Here is a 20,988-nt window from a genome sequence, read left to right on the forward strand (position 1 = left end):
ATTTAAATAGAAAATGTAAAATTTATAAAAAAAAAGAAAAGAGATTTTTTTGAAAATTATGTTTAGAAAATTTCGTGAAAAAATTGTTAATTATAATAAATTTATATTTTTTTTAATTTTTATTGTTTTTTCTTTGCATACTATATTTTATGATTTTAATAATGTGAAAATTATTTTTCAACAACCTGAAAAAGCTTTAAAAGATTTGAAAGAAATTAAAACTATTATTTTAACATTGTTTTTTAGTCTTTTTGGTAAAATTATTATTTTTTGCCTTCTTTTTTGCATTTATTTTAATTTAAAAAATCATTTTCGAATTAAAAGATTAAAAAATAGATTATCTTTGTGGTCTAAATTATCATATTATGTTCATCAAATAGGAGAAGATGTATTTAATGAATTACCTATAGGAATTATTGTTATTGATTCTGTTTCTAAGGAAATACAATGGGTTAATAATTATGCTAATATTATTTTTAATAATCCTGAAATTAATACTCTTTTATATGATTTAAATGTTAAAATGTTAGAATTATTGAATTGTGTTGAAAAACAAATTGTTCTAAATATAGGTAAAGAAAGTTTTGATTGTATATATAATGAAGAATTCAATGTTTTTTACTTATTTAATGTTACTGAAAGAGAAAGGATTAAAAAACTTTATTATCAAAAAACTCCTGCTTTAATTTTTTTATCTTTTGATAATTTAGATAATTCTTTGAGGAATTGTGATTTATCTGAACAATCTCAAATAAAAGTAGAGTATCTTAGTGCGTTATCAGATTTTTTTGAAATATATGAAAGTTATTTAAAGCAATTATCAGAAGATAAATTTTTGCTTTTATCTAATCGTCAACAATTAGAAAAAATGATGGAAAATAAATTTTTTATTTTAAAAAATATTAGAGATATTTCTAATAAATATAAATTAAAAATAACTCTTTCTATGGGAATTGCTTGTTATAATTTGCCTTATAATAAACTTGCTTTTCATTCTCAAAATGCTATTGAATTAGCTCAAAAAAGAGGCGGAGATCAAGTTGTAGTAAATATCGAAAATCAAAAAATTCAATATTTTGGTGCTACCATTTCTTCTTTAAGTACTAATTCAAAAGTTTCTACTAGGGTAAATTCTGAAATTATTAAAGATCTTTTAGAGAAGCATGATAATTGTTTTATTATGGGTCATATCTTAGCAGATTTAGATTCTTTAGGTTCAATGATTGCTTTTTATAAAATAGCTTCAAATATAAAAAATAATTCTAATCATTATTTAATCATTGATGAAGAAAAAATAGATCAAAATTTTAAATCTATTTATAAAAATTTAATTCAAGAAGAAAAAAAATTATCTAAAAAAATTATTAATACTAAAAAAGCTTTAAAATTAGTTAATAATAATTCTTTATTAGTTATTTTAGATACTTATAACAAAGATATAGTTAATAGTCCAGAATTATTAAATTTAACTTCAAATATTTTAATAATAGATCATCACAGAACAACTGAAGAAGTTATACCTAATACTTTTGCTTATTTAGATTCTTCAGCTTCTTCTACTGTAGAAATATTGATTGAATTAATAGTTTTTTTTAATTCTAAAATCGAAATTACTCCTTTTGAAGCTAGTATTATGTATGGAGGAATGATAATTGATACTAATTATTTTACTTATCGTACTAGCCCTAGAACTTTAGAAGCAGCTGCCCAATTGATTTCTATGGGAGCTGAAAGTTTTAAAGTAAAATTTTGGTTAAGACCAGAATTTTCTAAAATTATAAAAATGAATGAATTAATTTCTAATATGGAAATTTATTTAGATAGATATGCTATTGCAAAAAGTAATGTTATTTGTAATAATAGGTCTTTTTTAGCTCAAGTTTCTGAAAATATTCTGAATATTCAAAATATAGAAGCTGCTTTTACTATTTGTAAATTGCAAAAAAATAAAATTGGAATTAGCGCAAGATCTTATAATCAAATTAATGTTCAATTAATTATGGAGCAAATGGGCGGAGGAGGACATATAAATAGCGCAGCTGCTCAAATTGACAGCAATAACATTGAAGAAATTATTGAAAAATTAAAGAATATATTATTTTTGTATTATAAAGAAGGTTTGAAAAATATGAAAGTTATTTTATTAGAAGATTTAAAAAATAAAAGTAAAAAAAATGAAATCATTGAAGTTAATTCGGGTTATGGTAATTTTTTGATTAAAGAAAAAAAAGCTATTTTGGCTAATGAAAAAAATATACAAAAATTAGAAAAAGAAAAAAAAATACAAGAAGAACAAAAAATTAAACATAATATTTTAATGAAACAAATTAAAAATGATATAGACAACAAACAAATTGATATTTTTGTAAACGTAGGGCCTCAGGGTAAAATTTATGGAAAAATAACTTTAAAAAATATTTTAGATGAATTTTATAAGCAACATAATATTGCAATAGCAATACATAAAAAAAAGATTTCATTAGAAAATGAAATTAATTGTTTAGGACAATTTAAAGTTAATGTTAATTTGACTGCAGATATTTGTGCTTCTTTTTTTATTAATGTTAAATCTTTGAAAAATAATTGAAAAAGATAGGTTTAAAAATGAATGAAAAAAACGAAAAAAATATAAAATTACCTTATTTTTTAGAAGCTGAACAATCTATTTTAGGAATTATTTTTTTAGATCCTAAACAAATAATGAATATAGAAGGTAAATTAGAAACAGAAGATTTTTTTAGTTTAGAACACCAGTTTATTTACAATTCTATGAAAGAATTATTTAAAAACAATAAAGAAATTGATTATTATTCTGTTTCGGTTTTTTTAAAAAAAAAGAAACAAAAAATTGAAGGTGGAATACAATATTTAATTGATTTATGTAATATAGTTCCTTCTTTTTATCATTTAGATACTTATATTTCTTTTGTTCGTGAAGCTTCTCTTAAGAGAGAAGTTATTAAAGTGGCTTCTGATATAGTTTATGACGGTATTAATAATCAAGATTTAGATTCGCAAAATTTTTTAAATAATGCTGAAGAAAAAATTTTTCAAATTGCTCAAAAGAAAAAAACTAGTAAATTTATTTCTATTCCTAATTTATTAAAAAGCGTTAGAGAAAAAACTATTTCTAATATAAGGGATCATAAATTAATTGGTTTAAGTACTGGTTATCAAAATCTAGATGATATTACTTTAGGTTTTAAACCAGAAGAATTGATTATCTTAGCAGCTAGACCTTCAATGGGTAAAAGTAGTTTTATGATGAATTTAGCTGTAAATATTGCTAGAAGAAATAAAAATAATCAAGCTTATGTGGCTATTTTTAGTTTAGAAATGTCAAATGAACAATTAGGAACTAGGATTTTAAGTTCTCATAGTCTTATACCTCATAAAAATATTCAATTAGGTTTTTTAAATGAAAATCAAATATCTTTGTTAAACGCTTCTTCAAAAGAATTAGAAAATTTAAATATTTATTTTGATGATTCTTCTAGTGTTAATATAATAGATATTAGAACTCAATGTAGATTACTTAAGAATCAAAATAAATTAGATATTGTAATTATTGATTATTTACAATTGATTCGTAAATCTAATAAAATGAGTAATCAAAGTTTCTACAATCGTCAAGAAGAAGTTTCTGATATTTCTAAAAGTTTAAAACAAATGGCTAGAGAATTAAAAGTTCCTGTTTTAGCTTTGTCTCAATTATCTAGGGAAGTTGAAAAAAGAGAAGAAAAAAGGCCTATTTTATCTGATTTAAGAGAATCAGGAAGTATTGAACAAGATGCGGATATTGTTATGTTTTTATATCGTAAAGAATATTATAATAATAATAAAAATATCAATACAACGACAAACACTGATTTAAGTGGAAATACTGAATTGATTATTTCAAAAAATCGTCAAGGTGTTACTGGAATTAAAAAATTTAATTTCGATTCAAATTGTCTTATTTTTCGTGAAATAGATAATTTTTTAGAATAATAAAAAACTTTTAATTTTTAAAAAAAGGATAATATTTTTATAATGATTGAAAAATTAGAATTAATAAAAAAAAGATATTTTCTTTTAGAAAAAAAAATATTAGAAAATTATGATAATTTAAAAAATATTTCTTTTTTAAAAGAATTTAATGAAATAAAAAAAAATGTTTTAGTTTATGATGAATATTTAGCATTGAATAAAGAATATCAAAAATTAGAACAAATTATAAATGAAAACAATTCTATTTCTAAAGAAGAAGAATTGGTTTTTTTAGCTCAAAAAGAAAAAAAAATATTAGAAAAAAAAATAATTTTAATTAAAGATAAATTAAAAAAATTATTATCTTCTGAACCAAAAGAAGATAATAGAAAAGTTATTATGGAAATTAAAGGAGCTGCCGGAGGAGATGAATCTAATCTTTTTGTTGCAGATCTTTTTAGAGCTTATATGAAATTTGCAGAAAATAAAAAATGGAAAACTGAAATAATTAATTTAATTACTAGTTCAAAAAATGGAATTTTTTCTGTTACAGTAATTTTTAGTGGTGATAATGTTTATTCATTATTAAAATATGAATCAGGTGTGCATAGAGTCCAAAGAGTACCTATTACAGAAAAACAAGGTAGAATTCATACTTCTACTGTAAAAGTATTGGTTATTCCTTATTCGAGTGAAGAAAAATTTGATTTAAAATGGAAAGATATTAGGGTAGATACTTTTAATGCAAGTGGTCCAGGAGGACAATCTGTTAATACTACTAAATCAGCTGTAAGGTTAACTCATTTACCTACTGGATTGAGCGTTGCTAGCCAAACAGCCAAAAGTCAACATCAAAATAAAGAAAAAGCATTTATTTTGTTAAAAAATAGAATTTTTTATAAAAAATTATCTTTAAAACATCAAGAACAAAACGATATTAAAAAAAGAATAATAGGTAGAGGCGAAAGAAGTGAAAAAATAAGAACTTATAATTATTCTCAAAATAGAATAACTGATCACAGGGTTAATTTAACTTTAAAAAAATTAGATTTTTTTATGGAAGGAAAAATAAATTTATTAATAGAACCTTTAATCGAACAATTTAATAATAATAAAAATTAATAGTAAAATAATTTTTATTAAATATTAAAATTAAGAGTTTTAAATTAAAAAAATTATGTTAAAAAAAAAAATTATTATATTTCCTACTGATACAGTTTATGGCATAGGAACTAAAATTGATGATTCTGAAAGTTTAAAAAAAATTTATCAAATTAAAAAAAGAGATTATAATAAACCTATTGGTATTTTATTTTATTCTTTAGAACAACTTAAAGATATAGTTTTGATAAATGAAAATATTATTAAAATTTCTAAATTTTTTTGGCCAGGAGCTTTAACTTTGGTCGTGAATACTTGTCCTTCTTATTATAAGAAAACAAATTTAAAAAAAATAGGAATTAGAATTCCTAATAATAAAATAGCTTTAAAATTGATTAAAAAAGAAGGACCTTTGTTTGCTACTTCTGTTAATCAAAGTGGTTATCCTCCTTTAAATGAATTTGAAAAAATTAAATTCAAATATCAAAATAAAGTAGATCATATTTATAAAAATGATCAAAATTTATCTTCAATACCTTCTACTGTTATAGATATTACTAAAAAGAATTTTAGATTAATAAGGGAGGGCAGTATTTCTTTAAAAATGATAAAAAAAATTATCACTTAGAGTAATTATAATAATTTTTTTTTAATTTATAGTATATTTCTGAAAAATTTAAAAACAAAGATACCATTTTATCATAATTTAAAATTTGTGCTTCTTTAATTAACAAATAAGTTTTATTTAATTTACAATTTAAAATAAAAGATATATCTCCTTCAGAAGTTTTTTCGTTTAATAAAATTTTGATAATTATCAATTCTTTTAACTTATTTATTATTTTATAAAAAAAAACAAAATCTTTTTTTTTATTTTTTATAAATTTGTTGAAAAATAGAATAAAATTTATTTTTTCTTGATTTTGAATAATTTCTTTTATATAAGAAAAAGTTTTTTCTTCTTCATTATAAATTATTTGATTTATTATTTCTTCGTCATAAATTTTTTTATTTGATAAATGAAATAATTTAATTTTTTTAATTTCTGAATTTAATAAGAAAAAGTTACCATAAGTTTTTTCTATTATTTGATTTATTATTTTATCTTTTATAATAAAATTATCTTTTTTAAAAATATTTGATATATATTGGAAAAGATTATTTGAATATATTTTTGGTTGTATTTTTATATTAAATTTTTGGTTTATTATTTTTTGAAAGTATGATGGTATATTATTTTTTTCTTCTGTTAAAAAAATAATTATATCTCCTCTATTATTTTCAAAATAATTTAATAAAAAAGATAATTTTATTTTTTTGATTGAATAAATAAATAATAAATTTTCTATAAAAAGTATTTTTTTTTCATAAAAAAAAGAACTTGTAAATAATTCTTTTTTAATTTCTTGAATAATTTTTGTAAAATTGTCTTTGTTAATTTTATAATTTAAAAAATGATAATTTTTTTTTTTACAAAAATTTTTTAAAATATTTTTTTTTTGTTCTAAAAAAAAAATTTGATTACAAAAAAATAAATTTAGTGGATATATTTTCAAATCAAATCTCCTATTTTTTAATTTTTTAGAAATTTTAATTGTAGTTTTTTATATTTTTATTTATTTAATTTAGCTCTAGGATGGCATTTTTGGTATATTTTTTTTATATGTTTTTGGCTTATATGAGTATAAATTTGTGTATTAGAAATATCTTCGTGTCCTAAAATTTTTTGTAAAATTCTTAAATCTAATCCATTTTCTAATAAGTGAGTCGCGAAAGAATGTCTTAAAGTATGAGGAAAACAATTTATTTTTAAATTTGCCAATTTAGTAATCTTTTTAAAAATTTTATAACATCCTTGTCTTGATAAACGATTTCCTTTAGAATTTATAAATAAAAAATTAATTATTTTTTCTTTATGAAAAATTTTTTTTCTTATTTCTAAATATTTATTAATTATTTTTTCAGAATTTTTCGTCAAAGGTACTATTCTTTCTTTGCTGCCTTTTCCTAGAATTTTTATATAATTTTGATTAAAGTCTAAATTTGATAATTTTAAATTTAAAAGTTCAGAAATTCTTAATCCCGAATCGTACATTAATTCAAAAATACATCTATTTCTTAAATTAATCCAATTATTATTTTTAGGAATTTTTTTAAAAAATAATAAAACTTCTTCTAAAGATAATACAGAAGGTAAATTTTTATTATATTTTGGTGTTTTAAAAAATAAAGCTATGTTTGATTTTACTTCTTTTTCTAAAAATAAAAAGGAATGAAATTTTTTTATTGCAATAATTTTTCTAGCTAAACTTCTGCTACTGATTAAATTTTTTTGAGAAATATTTTTTAGAAATTCAGAAATATTTTTTTTTGTAATTTTTTGAATTTCTTTTATATTTAATGAATTTGATAAAAAATTTAAATATTGTTTTATATCTATTAAATATGAATTAACTGTATTTTTTGATAAAGATAATTCTTTTGAAATATAAAATTCAAATTTTTTTAATATTAGATTCATTTTATTTTAAAACTTTCTTGTTTATTTTTTTCATATTTATTTTAATTTTTTATTTTTTTAGGTTTTAGATTTAATACTAAAAATATAAATAAAGAAGTCAAAGGAATTTTAATGATAGTGAAAAAAAGAGAAATCCAATTAATTTGTCTTGACCAAAAGCTTACAAAAGTAACCGAAAATATACCTATACAAAAATTTAATATAGTTAATAATAAAGAAATATCTTTTTTTTTATAAATTGATAAATATTTCGCTATAATATCTACTCCTCCTGTAGAACTTCCTATTTTTATACAATAACCACATATTAAACCATTTAATATTGCGCCTATTAGAACTCTCATTAAAGAAGGAAAAAAACTTGCATCATTTGATTTAAATAATCCAAAAAAATTATGCATATTGTATAAATAACCATTTGGATTATTTATTGTAAACGTTAATCCACTTAAAAAGAATATTAATAAAATACTATTTATTAAAGAATTTATACTAAATTTAAAATCTAATTTTGGAAAAGAAATAAAAATAAATAATAATAAATTTACAAATCCAAAAAATGAAGCCGCAAAAATACCATTAAATGATTTATTTTTAGTAAAATCAAATAAATCAATATAAATCAAAATTTTAGCTATAGCATCTCCCATTCCATGAATTCCTGTGCTGTATAACTGAATTTTATAATCTCCACTCATAAACATTACATCTGTTAATGTGTATAAAAAACATAAGAATGCTGATAAAAAAATTGTTTTAATGTTTTTTTTATCAAAAAGAGTAATTTTTAAAAGTTTTAAGTATGATTTTTTTTTGTCTTTTTTTGTTTTCATATTTTTTTTACCTTTTTTGCATTTTTTTATTTATTCATTTTTAAAATTGAATAACAATTAAAACATAAATCTTTTTCTTTTGATTTATTTTCTATCAAAAACCAACACCTAGGGCAAGCAGTTCCTGAGGCAGAATTTATTTCTATATTTAGTTTATCATTAAATAATATTTCTATTTGTGATACATTTATTAATTTGTTAAAAATATTTTGGATTTCTAGTTCTTCTAGCATATTTATATATTTTTGTGGTAGATTTAAAATTATTTTAGTCTTTAAAGTTTGAGTAATTATTTTTTCTTTACAAGCTTTTTCTAGTTTTTTTAGAATAATTTCTCTTAATTCAAATAGTAAATCATAATATTCTTTTTTTTGAATTAATTTATTTTCTTTTTCTTTTGTGATAATAAAATTTTCTATTTCTTTAGAATTTGGTATAGATTCTAAATAAATATCTTTTTTATTTTTCAGTTTAAAAGAATTATATGCTTCAGAAGTTGTATGAGGAATAATAGGAGTTAATATTTTTAATAAATCAATTAAAATATCGTATATATTTGATTGTATTATTCTTCTATTTATATTATTTTTGTTTTCTATATATAATATATTTTTCGCAAAATTTAAATAAAAAGCGCTTAATTTGTTAGTTAAAAAAGGATAAATTAAATTTATTATCTTTTCAAAATTATAATTTTCATAATATTTTATTATTTTTAATAAAATATTTTTAAATTCTAATAAAAAAAATTGATGAATAGTTTTTCTTTTTTCAAAAATAATATAATCTTTTTTATTGTCAAAATCATTTAAATTACCCAACATAAAACGTAAAGTATTTCTTATTTTTCTATATTTATCTTCTATTTGTTTTATTATTTCTGCATTAATTTTAACATCCGCATTATAGTTTACATTTGCAACCCAAAGTCTTAAAATATCAGCTCCTTTGTTTTTTATAATATCTATAGGATCTATTATATTATTCAAAGATTTACTCATTTTTTGTCCATCGCCATCTAAAACAAAACCATGAGTAATTATTTCTTTATAAGGAGATTTATTAAAAGTTGCAACAGATGTTATTAAAGAAGAATTAAACCAACCTCTGTATTGATCTGAACCTTCTAGATAAATATCTGAAGGAAAAAAATTTTTTGATAATTTTTGTATAACGCTATAAGATGTTCCAGAGTCAAACCAAACATCCATTATATCTTTTTCTTTTTTAAATATGTTATTAGGACTTTTAGGATTTTTGTAATTTTTTGGTAATAAATCAATAGCATCCCATTCAAACCATATTTCAGGTCCTTTTTTTTCAAATAAATCTGCTATATGATTTATAACTTTTAAATCTAAAATAGGTTCATTATTTTCTGTAATAATTATTGGTAAAGGGACGCCCCAACTTCTTTGTCGACTGATAACCCAATAATCTCTATTTTTTATCATGTTGTGCATTTTAATTTGTCCCCATTTAGGTATCCAATTTATTTTTTCAATTTCTTCAAGTATCTTATTTTTAATTTTATTTATATTTAAAAACCATTGTGGTATTGCTAGAAGAATAACTGGATTTTTTGTTCTTTCGTCGTGTGGATAAGAATGTTTTATAAATTCTGACTTAATTATTGTATTTTTTTTAATTAAATCTTTTACAATTATTTCATTTGCTTCTTTATAAAAAATACCTTTATAATTTCCTGATATTTCAGTCATCAAACCTTTTTGATCTATGCTGCATAAAACTTCTAAATTGTATTTTTCTGCTAATAAAAAATCATCTGTTCCATGTCCTGGAGCAATATGAACTAATCCAGTTCCTTCATTTTTTGATACAAATTTATCTGTAATTATTTTCCCTTCTCTTAAGAAAATATTGTTTCGATAGTTTATATTTTTTAATTGCTCTCCTTTAAATTTTTCTATAATTTCTATTTTATTCCAATTGAATTTTTGTTTTAAAAAATTTAAATTTATTTCTCCAATAATATATTTTTCATTATTATTTTTTACTAAAATATAATTGTTATCTGGATGTACACAAATTGCTACGTTAGCTGGCAAAGTCCAAGGAGTGGTTGTCCAAACTAAAAGTTTTGCATCTTTCAAAATATTTAATTTTTCTCTTATAATAGGAAAAGTTAAAAAAACAGAAAACGAATTATGTTCTTTATATTCTATTTCTGAGTCTGCAAAAACAGATTGTAAAGAAGTAGACCAATAAACAGGTTTTAATTTTTTAAAAATTAATTTTTTTTCAACCATTTTACCAAATATACGTATTTGTTCAGCTATAAAATCGTTATCTGTTGTAAGATAAGGATTATCCCAATTTCCTAAAATTCCTAATCTTTTAAAACTTTTTTTTTGTTTTTCTACAAAATTTAAACTTAAGTTTTTACATGTTTGTAAAAAAATTTTTTTAGAAGAAAATTTATCTTTTGAAAATTTTTTTAATACAGCTGTTTCTGTAGGAAGACCGTGTAAATCAAAACCCGGTATAAAAGGAGTATAAAAACCCTGCATAGATTTAAATCTTAAGATAAAATCTTTTAAAATTTTATTCAAAGCATGTCCTATGTGTATATTACCGTTCGCATAAGGAGGTCCGTCATGCAAAATAAATTGCTTATTATTTTTATTTTTTTCTAAAATATTTTGATAAAGATTAATATCTTCCCAATATTTTTCTATTTCTATTTCTTTTTGACTTAAGTTGCCTTTCATAGGAAAATCAGTGTAAGGCATTAATAAAGTATCTTTATAATTTTTATTCATTTAAATTTTTTTCTCCTAAAAATTTTTTATTAAAAAAAATTATACATTAAAATGGAAAATTATTATATCTCCGTCTTGCACTAAATAATCTTTACCTTCGATTCTTATTTTTCCTTTTTCTTTTATTTTTGATAAATTTGGAAATTTTTTTAAATCTTCATAATTAAATACAGAAGCTTTAATAAAGCCTCTTTGTAAATCAGTATGTATTAATTTAGCACATTCAGGCGCTTTCGTTCCTTTTTTAAAAGACCAAGCTTTTACTTCTTTTTTTCCCGCAGTAAAATAAGTTTGTAAATCTAAAAGTTGATAACTTTGTTGAATAATTTCTTCTAAAGCGCTTTTTTTTATATTATAGGTTTTTAAAAAATTTATTTTTTCTTCTTTTTCTGAAAATGAAGATAATTCTTTTTCTAATAAAATACAAATAGGAATAAATTTTTTATTATTTATTTTACTATAATTTTTCATTTGTTGAAAAAATAAGTTTTTTGATAATTTTTTTAAATCTTTTTCTTCAAAATTTCCTATATATAACATAGGTTTTAAACATAAAAGATTAAAGTTTTTTATTATGTTTAATTCATCTTTATTAATTTTTAAATTATTTATAGATGATTCTTTTTCTAATGTTTTTTTTATTTTGTTTAAAATTTCTATTTCTTTAGAAATATTTTTATTTAAATTAAATTTATTTTTTGTTTTATTAATTTTGTTTAAATATTTTTCGATTTGTTCTAAATCAGACAAAATTAATTCTGTTTCTATAATATTAATTTCTTCTATAGGATTTATTTTATTTCTTATATGTATAATATTTTTGTTTTCAAAACATTTTACTACATGACAAATAACGTCTACATTTCTTATTTGACCTAAAAATTGGTTTCCTAAACCTTCTCCTTTGTAAGCGTTTTGAACTAAACCTGCAATATCTATAAATTCTATTTGTGTTTTTATTATTTTTTCAGATTTAAAAATTTCTGATAAAAAATTTAATCTATAATCTGGAACTTCTACGATTCCTATATTAGGCTTTATTGTTGCGAATGGATAATTTGCTTCTAAAACTTTCATATTTGTTAATGCATTAAATAAAGTAGATTTGCCTATATTTGGTAATCCTATTATTCCTACCTTCATTATTTTAAAATTTTTCCTTTCCGAAATAGATAAAATTATTATTATGAATTATTTTTTCAATTTTTTTTATTTTTTTAATGTTATTATTATCTAATATAATAACATTAATTTGATGTTTTATATAAAATAAATTTTAATTTAATAATTTTTTAATAATTTTAATTTATTAAAATTTTTTTTAAAATAGTAAAATAAATATATAAATGGTTATTTAAATTTATTTATATTTTTAATCATTTATTAATATTAATATTTTAATTATATTTTTTTTAAATTGTTTGAGGAGTTTAATTAACGAAAAAATGAAAAAAATGATACCAGTTGGAATTTCAGGAAGACATTTACATGTAACTCAAAAAACATTAGATATTTTATTTGGATGCGAAAATTATAAATTAACTGTATTTAAAGAGTTAAAACAAAAAGGACAATTTGCTGCTGAAGAAAAAATTGATGTTATGAGTAAATCAGGAAGCATTATCAAAGGAGTAAGACTAATGATCCCTGTTAGAAATGTAGATCAATTGGAATTAAGTAAAAGCGATTGTTTAAGGCATAAATTTAATGCTCCAGTTAGATCTTCAGGTGATATTAAAAATTCTGATGGTGCTATTTTAATAGGTCCCAAAGGCCAATTAGAAATTAACGAAGGAGTTATTATTTCAGATAGGGCGCGAAATGATGCCTAATTATTAGTGATTTAACGTATCACGAACATAATGATAATGTGTTCCTTCATATTCTTGGCTTTTGAAACGAAAGAATCAAAAGTTACAGCAAAGAATAAAAGCGGGTTGAGGAGAAATTCATATCCAATAAGATTACGCAAGAAGAATGACTCACAAGGACAACCTTTATGAAAAAAGGCTAAATGCAATAAACGGAGTATTTATAATTCTGAACAGAAATGAATTGCAACTGTTTATCAAAGTTATTTGAAAAATATAATATTTGGTTTGAAAAAATTATCAATGTTTTTAAAAAACATCATAGGTTTATTATTAACCTAACTTTGAACCTACCTTTATATAAAATAAATTTATTCTTTAATGTTATATAGATTGAAGATGAAATTATAAAGGTCTGCATACCTAAATGAGACGCGTAGATAATTAGAGTAACTTCGATCTTCCTAAACTTCTCTTAGAAAAAAAATTCTCTGAAAAAAAACACAGAAAAGCCTGTGGAAGCAAGGAAAAAGCAGAATCATAGTAGTCGTGAGAAATTCAAAGTTTCTTTTGGAAGAAAGAAGTGGACTGACTCACCAAGGAAAAGGGTAATAACCTTTACAAGGCGAAAGAGGAAAAAGAAGTTTTAACAAAAAAACTTTTTTAACCGCCGAATGCTTGGAAACTTGCTTGTTCGGTGGTGTGAGGGGCTTAGATTAATATCTAGTAAATAGAAAAACGGTCTAATTCTATCTCGATTTTTCAAAGAAAAAGAAAAATATTAAACAAAACAACTATAGAAGAAATGATAAAATTAATTAAACAAAAAGATCCTGAATTATTTTTTGATGAAAAAAATAATCGTCGTATTTTTAATTATTATAAAATCATAAAAGATAAAAAATTAAGATCGCAAAAAAAAGGTAAAAATATTCCTCTTTTTGATATTTTGTTTATTTATTTAGATATTGAAAGAAATATTTTGAAAAAAAGAGTTGAACAAAGACTTAACAATATGTTATTAAATGGCTTTATTCAAGAAGTTATTTCTCTTATTAGAAATTATCCCAAAGCTAATTTTAATGTTATTGGTTATAAAGAAATAAAACTTTTTTTAGAAAAAAAAATTAGTTTATTAGATGCTAAAAATTTAATTATAAAAAATACTATGAATTATGCTAAAAGACAAAAAACATGGTTTAAAAATCAAATACTTAATTTAGTGGTTTTGAATGCATTAGATAAAGAATTATTATCTAATTCTGTGGAATTAATAAAAAAATTTTTAAAAAAGGAAAAATAAATAAAAAATGATTAATACTAATGATTTTAAAATTGGACAAACTATTAAATTAAATAAAAATTTATATAAAATCATTGATTTTTTACATGTTAAGCCAGGAAAAGGATCTGCTTTTGTTCGTAGTAAAATCAAAAATTTAAAAACAGGAGAAATTATTGAATATACTTTTAATGCAGGTATAAAAATAGAAACTGCTTTAATAACAAAAAAGAAGTTATTGTTTTCTTATAATTTAAACGACTTTTATGTTTTTATAGAGCAACAAAATTATGAAGAAATAGAAATATTTAAAAAAAAATTAATTTCTATTTTACCTTATTTAACTGTAAATACTGTTGTTGAAGTGATGATTGATGAAAAAGGTGAAATTTTAGATGTTTCTGTTCCTGATAAAGTTTCTTTAAAAGTTATAAATACTAATCCTGCATCTATAAATAATTGTAAAAAAAATAATTCTTTAAAAGATGCTTTATTAGAAACAAATTTAACTGTTAAAGTCCCTCTTTTTATAGAATCAGGAGAAAAAATAATTATAAGTACAGTTACTGGCAATTATTTATCTCGTGATACTTCTAAATAAAAATAAAAAATATTTTAATTATTTAAAAATTTAAATAAATTTAAATTAAAAAAAATTTATTTTATAATTCATTTTTAATAACTGATTATTAAATATAGAAAAGGAATTTTTATTTATTAATAAATAAAATTTACAATTAAAAATTAATTTTAATAAATAAAAATAAAAAAATATGAATTTTAAAGTAGCTATTGTAGGAAGGCCTAATGTAGGAAAATCTAGTTTATTTAATAGAATGTTAAACCAAAGATTAGCTATTACTGATAAAAATGCTGGAACAACAAAAGATAGAATTTATGCAAAAGTTTTATGGTTAAATAGGTTTTTTTTTATTATTGATACTGGAGGTTTTACAAAGGTTAATTCTTCTTTGAATAAACAAATTAAATATCAAACACAAATTGCTATTGAAGAGAGTGAATTAATTCTTTTTGTTACGGATGGACAAACAAGATTAGTTAAAGAAGATTTTTTTATATCTAAAATCTTACATAAGAGTAAAAAAAATATTATTTTAGTTGTTAATAAGATAGATAATATTCAATTGTTAGAAAATATATATGAATTTTATTCTTTGGGGTTTTCTGATGTAATTGGCGTTAGTTCGCAGCATGGAATAAATATAGGTAAACTTTTAGATAAAATTATTTCTTATAAAACTAATTCAAAAGAAGAAATTATAAATGAAAACAATTTAAAATTTTGCTTAGTAGGAAAAACTAATGTTGGAAAGTCTACTTTTGCTAATGCTTTATTATCTAAAAATAGAATGATTGTATCTGATATTCCAGGAACTACTACAGATTCTGTTGATACTATTTTCAAAAGAAATAATAAAATATATCATGTAATAGATACAGCAGGATTAAAAAAAAGATCAAAAACAGAATTTAATTTAGAAAAATATATGTTTTTAAGAACTTTTAACTCAATTGTTAGAAGTGATATTGTTTGTTTTGTTTTAGATATAAGCCAACCCATTACAGAGCAAGACAGAAATATAGCTTCTATTATTTTTAATAATTTTAAAAGTTGTATTATTATAGGAAACAAATGGGATTTATTGCCTAATAATGATAAAAATATAAATATAATTCAAGAAAAAATAAAAACAGAATTTAAATTTTTTCATCATGTTCCTATTATTTTTTTATCTTCTAAAGAAAAAAAAAGAATTCATTTTTTTTATGATGTTTTAGATAAAACTTTTGAAAAATTTCAAAAAGAATTTTCTAATAATATTTTGAATGATATTTTATATGAATCTATTCAAATTAATCCTCCTTCCTTTTTTAATAATGGTAAAGCTAAATTTTATTTTATAAAACAAATTGCTACTAAACCCCCAGAATTTATGTGTTTAATTAATGATATTAAGTTTATTCATTTTTCTTATGAAAGATTTTTGAAAAATCAGTTAAGAAAGCATTTAGAACTTGAAGGTATATATTTTAAGATAATTTTTAAGAAGAAAGAAGATTAATTTATGTATAAAATTACTATAATTGGTGGAGGCGCTTGGGGAACTGCTTTAGGTCAAGTTTTAGCTGATAATAATAATAAAGTTTTGATATATGATATTAATAAAGAATATATCAAAAGAATTAATTTACAAAAACATCCTTTTTTAAATATTAGTTTAAAAAATATTTGTGGAACTAATAGTTTAAAAGAATCTATAAATTTTTCTAAAAATATAATTTTATGTTTACCTACTAAAAATATTAGAAAAGTTTGTAATCAAATTAATGAAATTTTGACAGAAAAAAAGAATTTCATTAATGTTTCTAAAGGAACAGAAGTTAAAAGTAATAAATTTATTTATCAAATTTTAAAAGAAGAAATAGATGAAAATAAAATTCAAAATTATGCTTGTTTAATGGGTCCTTCTCACGCTGAAGAAGTTATTTTAAGAAAGATTACTTTTTTATTATCTGCTTCACAAAATAATATTTTTGCTTATCAAGTTGCTAAAATGTTTTCTAATGACGATTATTTTAAAGTTTTTGTTAGTGATGATGTTATTGGGTGTGAAATTTGCAGTTCCTTTAAAAATGCATTATCATTGATTAGCGGAATTATAGATAATGAAAATTTTGAACAAAATGCTAAAGCTGCTTTTATTTTTTTTGGCATTGAAGAAATGAAGAAGATTTTAAAATTTTTTACAAAAAAAGAAAAAACTTGTTTTGGTTTAGCGGGAATTGGAGATTTAATAGTTACTTCTTTTAATAAAAATTCTCGTAATTATAAAGCTGGTCAAAAAATAGCTTTAGGTTATAAATTAGATGATATAAATAGATGTTCTAAACAAACTATTGAAGGAATTAATAATTTAAAAGTTTTTTATGATATTTCTGTTAAAAATAACATTAATTTATGTTTAATAAATTCAGCTTATAAAGTAGTATTTGAGAATAAACCTGTTTCAATAATATTACAAAATATATTTCAAAAAAATGATTTCAATAGTAAATGAACAAAATATAAAATTATTAATTTTTGTTGTAAAAAAGATTTTTTTGTTGATAAAATTGTTTTTTATGATAAAATCTTACTAGATTTAAATGGAATGATTTAAATTAAAAACTTATTTATTTTTGAAATAAATTTTAATCAAAAAAAAGGAAGTAATCAAATGACTAAGTCAAAATTAATTAAATCTATGGCTAAGAGATTAGGCGTTACTGAACGCAAAGTTTCAAGTTTTTTTAATTGTTTAGAACAACATGTTGTAGATTCTTTGCATGAAAAGAAAAGAGTTATTATTGCTGGTTTGGGAAGTGTTAAATTAAGATTACAAAAAGCAAGAATTTGCAAAGTACCAAAAAGTAATAAAATTTTAAATATTCCAACAAAGAATGTCCCTGTTTTTAGAGTAAACAGAAAATTAAAAGAATTCTTTAAAGGCAAAAGAATTATTTTTTAAAAATATAATTTTATAAATAAGAAAGAGTTAATGGGTTAGTAATATATATGGCTTGGCATGATTATACTTATCTTATAGGTGAAAGAGTAAAGGTAGCCAATGAAAAAGAAATAGGCGTTGTTACGCGTATTGATGTTCAAAATGGTATTATTTGTGTTTTATTCAAAAGAATGAGAGAAGTTATTTATAGTTATCCCGAAAGTATAAAGAACGAAACTATTAAACCTTTTGTAAATCAAAATTAATAATTGTTTTAATTTTTTCTTTGTTGTTATTTAGAAATAATATTTTATAAATAACAACTTTTTTTTATAAAATTAAATAAGTATTTTAATAGTTTTTTATTATTTAAAATTATTTAAAAATAAAAAATGATTTTATTCTATAAATTATCAAATTTTATTTAGAGGTTTTTAAAATGAGTGAATTAGTAAAATTGGTTTGCACTGAATGTAAAAGAGAAAATTATCATACTTTTAAAAATAAAAAGAAAATTCCTAAGCGTTTAGAATTTAATAAATATTGTCCTTTTTTACGCAAACATACTTTACATAGAGAAAAAAAATAAATTTATATTTTCTATATTTTTTTTATTTTACGGCCCTGTAGCCAAGTGGTAAGGCATGGCTCTGCAAAAGCTTGATCATCGGTTCAAATCCGTTCAGGGCCTCCAAAAATAATTTTTAAAATTTTTAATAAGTTAAAAAAAAATTAAAAAAATAAAAATTTTATTTTTTTAATTTTTTTATTTTAATTGAATTAATTTATTTTTTATTTATTTTATTTTTTGCAATATTTTTTTATAAAATTAAATTAAATTTTTAAAATAAATTATTTTTTTATGTTATTTTTTTCATTAAATACAATAATTACGATAATATAATTATTTGAAATTATTGTATAATATATATCGGATTTGTTTATATGTTTGAATTTATTTTTTCAAATAAATTAAACTTTAAAAAATAAGTAAAAAAATATTCAAATTATAATTTTGTTTATGAAAGGACAAGTGATTGATTTGTTAAAACCATTAAATGATTTTGTTGTGATAAAAACTAAAGAAGAAAAAAATGTAACTAAAAGTGGAATTATTTTAACTTTAGAAAAACAAACACAAGATTTTATAGGTATTGTTTTAAGTTGCGGACCTAAGGTTCAAGAAATTAAACCTAATGATGAAGTAGTTTATAAAAAATATTCTGGAAAAGTTAAAATAAATGAAAAAGAGTTTTTAATAGTTAAATTAGAAGATATATTAGCTTTAGTAAATTAAAGTAGTAACTAATTTAAAATATTTTTAAAATTGTATTTTTTTATTTTTTAAAAACAATATAATGAATAAATAATTTTATATTAAGGAGATAATAATACAATGGCTAAGGAAATTCTTTTTGGAAAAGATGCTAGAAGAGAAATTTTAAAAGGTGTAAATATTTTAGCAAATACTGTTAAATCAACTTTAGGTCCTAAAGGAACTAATGTTGTTTTGCAAAAAAATGATTCTATTATCGCTTGTAATGATGGAGTGACGATAGCTAAAGAAATAGAATTAAAAAATCTTTATCAAAATATGGGTGCAAAATTGGTATGTGAAGCTGCTAGCAAAACTAATGATAATGCTGGAGATGGTACTACTACTGCAACTGTTTTAGCTCAATATATGATTAATAAAGGTTTTAAATTTGTTGAATCTGGTTCTAAAGCAGTTCTACTTAGAGAAGGTATTTTAAAAGCTGCTGATTTAGTTTCTAAAAAACTTTTAGAAAAATCAAAATCTGTCGTAACACAAGAAGATATTGAAAATATTGCTTCTATTTCTTCAGGACAAAAATCAATAGGTAAAATTATAGCTTCTGCTATGGAAAAAGTTACTAAAAAAGGTGTTATTAGCGTTGATGAATCTAAAGGTTTTGAAACAGAATTAGAAGTTGTTCAGGGTATGAAATATGATAAAGGTTATGTTTCTCCTCATTTTATTACTAATAAAGAGAATATGTCTATTGACTTAGAAAAAGTATCTATTTTAGTTACTGATCATAAAATAAATAATATACACGAAATTCGTTTTTTGTTAGAAGAAATAGTTAAATCTTCTGTTCCTTTGTTAATTATTGCTGATTCTTTTGAAACAGATGTTATTAATTCTTTAGTTTTTAATAAAATAAGTGGAGTTTTTAATGTTGTTGCTACTGAAGCTCCAGGATTCGGAGATAATCAAAAAGAATTACTTAAGGATATATGTGCTTTATCTAAAGCTACTTTCATATCTAAAGATTTAAATATGAAATTACAAGATGTTAATATGAAACAATTAGGACAAATTAATAAAGCTATTATTAAAAAAGATAATACAGTTTTAGTTGGCGACAATAAAACAGAATTTTTAACAGAAAGAATTAAAGAAATTGAATCACATATTAATAACACAACAAATGATTATGATTTGCAAAATTTAAAATCTCGTTTAGCTAATTTATCTGGAGGTGTTGCAGTTATTAAAGTTGGTTCTATGACTGAAGTTGAGTTAAAAGAACAGAAATTAAGAATTGAAGATGCTTTAAACGCTACTCAAGCTGCTTTAGATGAAGGCATATCTGTTGGTGGTGGAAAATCTTTGATTAATGTTTATAAAAATTTAAAAGATATTTTAAAAGATGATAATAGTGATATTCAAAAAGGAATGAATATTGTTTTAGAAAGTTTATTAGCTCCTTCTTATCAAATTTCTGAAAATTCAGGTTTTGATGGAGATACTATTGTAAAAGAACAATTAAAACAAGAAGAAGAAAGTTTTGGTTTTGATGCTAAAGAAGGCAAATATGTTGATTTGATTGAACAAGGCATTATTGATCCTACAAAAGTAACTAGACAAGCTATTTTAAATTCTGCTTCTATTGCTTCTGTTATCATTACAACAGGTGCTGCTATAGTTCCAGTTAAAGAAAATTCTAATGATAGTGGATGCTGTTCTTCTTCTCCTATGATGGATTCTTTTTTATAAATAAATTAAAATAAAGTTAATTTTTTCCAATAACTTAAATTATTTTCTTTTTTATAAAAAATATAAAAAAAATTATAAAAAAGTAAAAAAAGTTTTTTGGCTTAAAGTTAACTTTTTTTTTATAATTTTTGTTTTTTTTTATTAAACTAAAATA

Annotated in this window: 18 protein-coding genes, 1 tRNA gene and 1 pseudogene; 15 read left to right on the plus strand and 5 right to left on the minus strand. The window is 20.8% G+C overall.

The genetic code is table 11. The features are described 5' to 3' along the window. The first annotated feature begins 58 nt into the window (after positions 1-58). Genes rplI through FEF22_RS00350 form a run of 4 tightly spaced genes read left to right on the plus strand, consistent with a single transcriptional unit; the run spans position 59 to position 5,698 of the window. The gene (gene rplI, locus FEF22_RS00335; protein WP_138107852.1) at positions 59-2,587 is read left to right on the plus strand and encodes a 50S ribosomal protein L9; all 2,529 of its coding nucleotides are present in this window, start codon (positions 59-61) and stop codon (positions 2,585-2,587) included. A gap of 17 nt (positions 2,588-2,604) precedes the next feature. Then, entirely contained in the window at positions 2,605-3,990 is a 1,386-nt protein-coding gene (dnaB, locus tag FEF22_RS00340; protein ID WP_210352263.1) for a replicative DNA helicase, read from the plus strand. Between the two features lie 42 nt (positions 3,991-4,032). Continuing rightward, positions 4,033-5,091, plus strand: a complete 1,059-nt coding sequence (locus FEF22_RS00345; protein ID WP_138107851.1) for a PCRF domain-containing protein — start codon at positions 4,033-4,035, stop codon at positions 5,089-5,091. Positions 5,092-5,146: 55 nt separating this feature from the next. Beyond that, the gene (locus tag FEF22_RS00350; protein WP_246833680.1) at positions 5,147-5,698 is read left to right on the plus strand and encodes an L-threonylcarbamoyladenylate synthase; all 552 of its coding nucleotides are present in this window, start codon (positions 5,147-5,149) and stop codon (positions 5,696-5,698) included. Here FEF22_RS00350 and holA read toward each other — a convergent pair. Genes holA through ychF form a run of 5 tightly spaced genes read right to left on the minus strand, consistent with a single transcriptional unit; the run spans position 5,691 to position 12,350 of the window. Beyond that, positions 5,691-6,626: a DNA polymerase III subunit delta gene (gene holA / locus FEF22_RS00355; protein ID WP_210352259.1), complete on the minus strand. Its 936-nt coding sequence runs from the start codon at positions 6,624-6,626 to the stop codon at positions 5,691-5,693. The genes FEF22_RS00350 and holA overlap by 8 nt on opposite strands. Before the next feature lie 56 nt (positions 6,627-6,682). Further along, on the minus strand, positions 6,683-7,591 hold the full coding sequence (locus tag FEF22_RS00360) for a tyrosine recombinase (RefSeq protein ID WP_138107848.1): 909 nt from the start codon (positions 7,589-7,591) through the stop codon (positions 6,683-6,685). A gap of 41 nt (positions 7,592-7,632) precedes the next feature. Beyond that, positions 7,633-8,424: a YitT family protein gene (locus tag FEF22_RS00365; RefSeq protein WP_138107847.1), complete on the minus strand. Its 792-nt coding sequence runs from the start codon at positions 8,422-8,424 to the stop codon at positions 7,633-7,635. Between the two features lie 26 nt (positions 8,425-8,450). Continuing rightward, positions 8,451-11,207 carry an isoleucine--tRNA ligase gene (gene ileS, locus FEF22_RS00370; RefSeq protein ID WP_138107846.1) on the minus strand — a complete coding sequence of 919 codons (2,757 nt, stop codon included), beginning with the start codon at positions 11,205-11,207 and terminating at the stop codon, positions 8,451-8,453. 39 nt (positions 11,208-11,246) lie between these two features. Further along, positions 11,247-12,350, minus strand: a complete 1,104-nt coding sequence (ychF, locus tag FEF22_RS00375) for a redox-regulated ATPase YchF (RefSeq protein WP_210352260.1) — start codon at positions 12,348-12,350, stop codon at positions 11,247-11,249. Positions 12,351-12,652: 302 nt separating this feature from the next. Here ychF and FEF22_RS00380 point away from each other — a divergent pair. From FEF22_RS00380 to groL, 11 genes and pseudogenes are all read left to right on the plus strand, one after another. Beyond that, positions 12,653-13,021, plus strand: a pseudogene (locus FEF22_RS00380) (PduL/EutD family phosphate acyltransferase); the annotation flags it as partial. A 775-nt stretch (positions 13,022-13,796) separates the two neighbouring features. Next, a complete protein-coding gene (locus FEF22_RS00385) occupies positions 13,797-14,321 on the plus strand; it encodes a tRNA dimethylallyltransferase (RefSeq protein ID WP_308699398.1) in 525 nt (174 codons plus the stop codon). Between the two features lie 7 nt (positions 14,322-14,328). Further along, on the plus strand, positions 14,329-14,901 hold the full coding sequence (efp, locus tag FEF22_RS00390) for an elongation factor P (protein ID WP_138107843.1): 573 nt from the start codon (positions 14,329-14,331) through the stop codon (positions 14,899-14,901). 172 nt (positions 14,902-15,073) lie between these two features. Continuing rightward, positions 15,074-16,384 (plus strand): ribosome biogenesis GTPase Der, encoded by a 1,311-nt coding sequence (gene der, locus FEF22_RS00395; RefSeq protein WP_138107842.1) that lies wholly within the window; start codon positions 15,074-15,076, stop codon positions 16,382-16,384. 3 nt (positions 16,385-16,387) lie between these two features. After that, complete coding sequence (locus FEF22_RS00400) at positions 16,388-17,380, plus strand: NAD(P)H-dependent glycerol-3-phosphate dehydrogenase (protein ID WP_138107841.1); 993 nt, start codon at positions 16,388-16,390, stop codon at positions 17,378-17,380. A 159-nt stretch (positions 17,381-17,539) separates the two neighbouring features. Beyond that, positions 17,540-17,830: an HU family DNA-binding protein gene (locus tag FEF22_RS00405; protein ID WP_138107840.1), complete on the plus strand. Its 291-nt coding sequence runs from the start codon at positions 17,540-17,542 to the stop codon at positions 17,828-17,830. 47 nt (positions 17,831-17,877) lie between these two features. Then, positions 17,878-18,075: a hypothetical protein gene (locus FEF22_RS00410; protein WP_138107839.1), complete on the plus strand. Its 198-nt coding sequence runs from the start codon at positions 17,878-17,880 to the stop codon at positions 18,073-18,075. A 173-nt stretch (positions 18,076-18,248) separates the two neighbouring features. After that, positions 18,249-18,398, plus strand: a complete 150-nt coding sequence (gene rpmG, locus FEF22_RS00415; protein ID WP_138107838.1) for a 50S ribosomal protein L33 — start codon at positions 18,249-18,251, stop codon at positions 18,396-18,398. Positions 18,399-18,429: 31 nt separating this feature from the next. Next, positions 18,430-18,503, plus strand: a tRNA-Cys gene (locus FEF22_RS00420). A 327-nt stretch (positions 18,504-18,830) separates the two neighbouring features. Further along, positions 18,831-19,106: a co-chaperone GroES gene (locus tag FEF22_RS00425; protein ID WP_246833681.1), complete on the plus strand. Its 276-nt coding sequence runs from the start codon at positions 18,831-18,833 to the stop codon at positions 19,104-19,106. 99 nt (positions 19,107-19,205) lie between these two features. Beyond that, entirely contained in the window at positions 19,206-20,834 is a 1,629-nt protein-coding gene (gene groL, locus FEF22_RS00430) for a chaperonin GroEL (protein ID WP_138107837.1), read from the plus strand. Positions 20,835-20,988 lie beyond the last annotated feature (154 nt).

It is taken from the genome of Texas Phoenix palm phytoplasma, assembly GCF_005774685.2.
Lineage (GTDB): Bacteria > Bacillota_I > Bacilli_A > Acholeplasmatales > Acholeplasmataceae > Phytoplasma.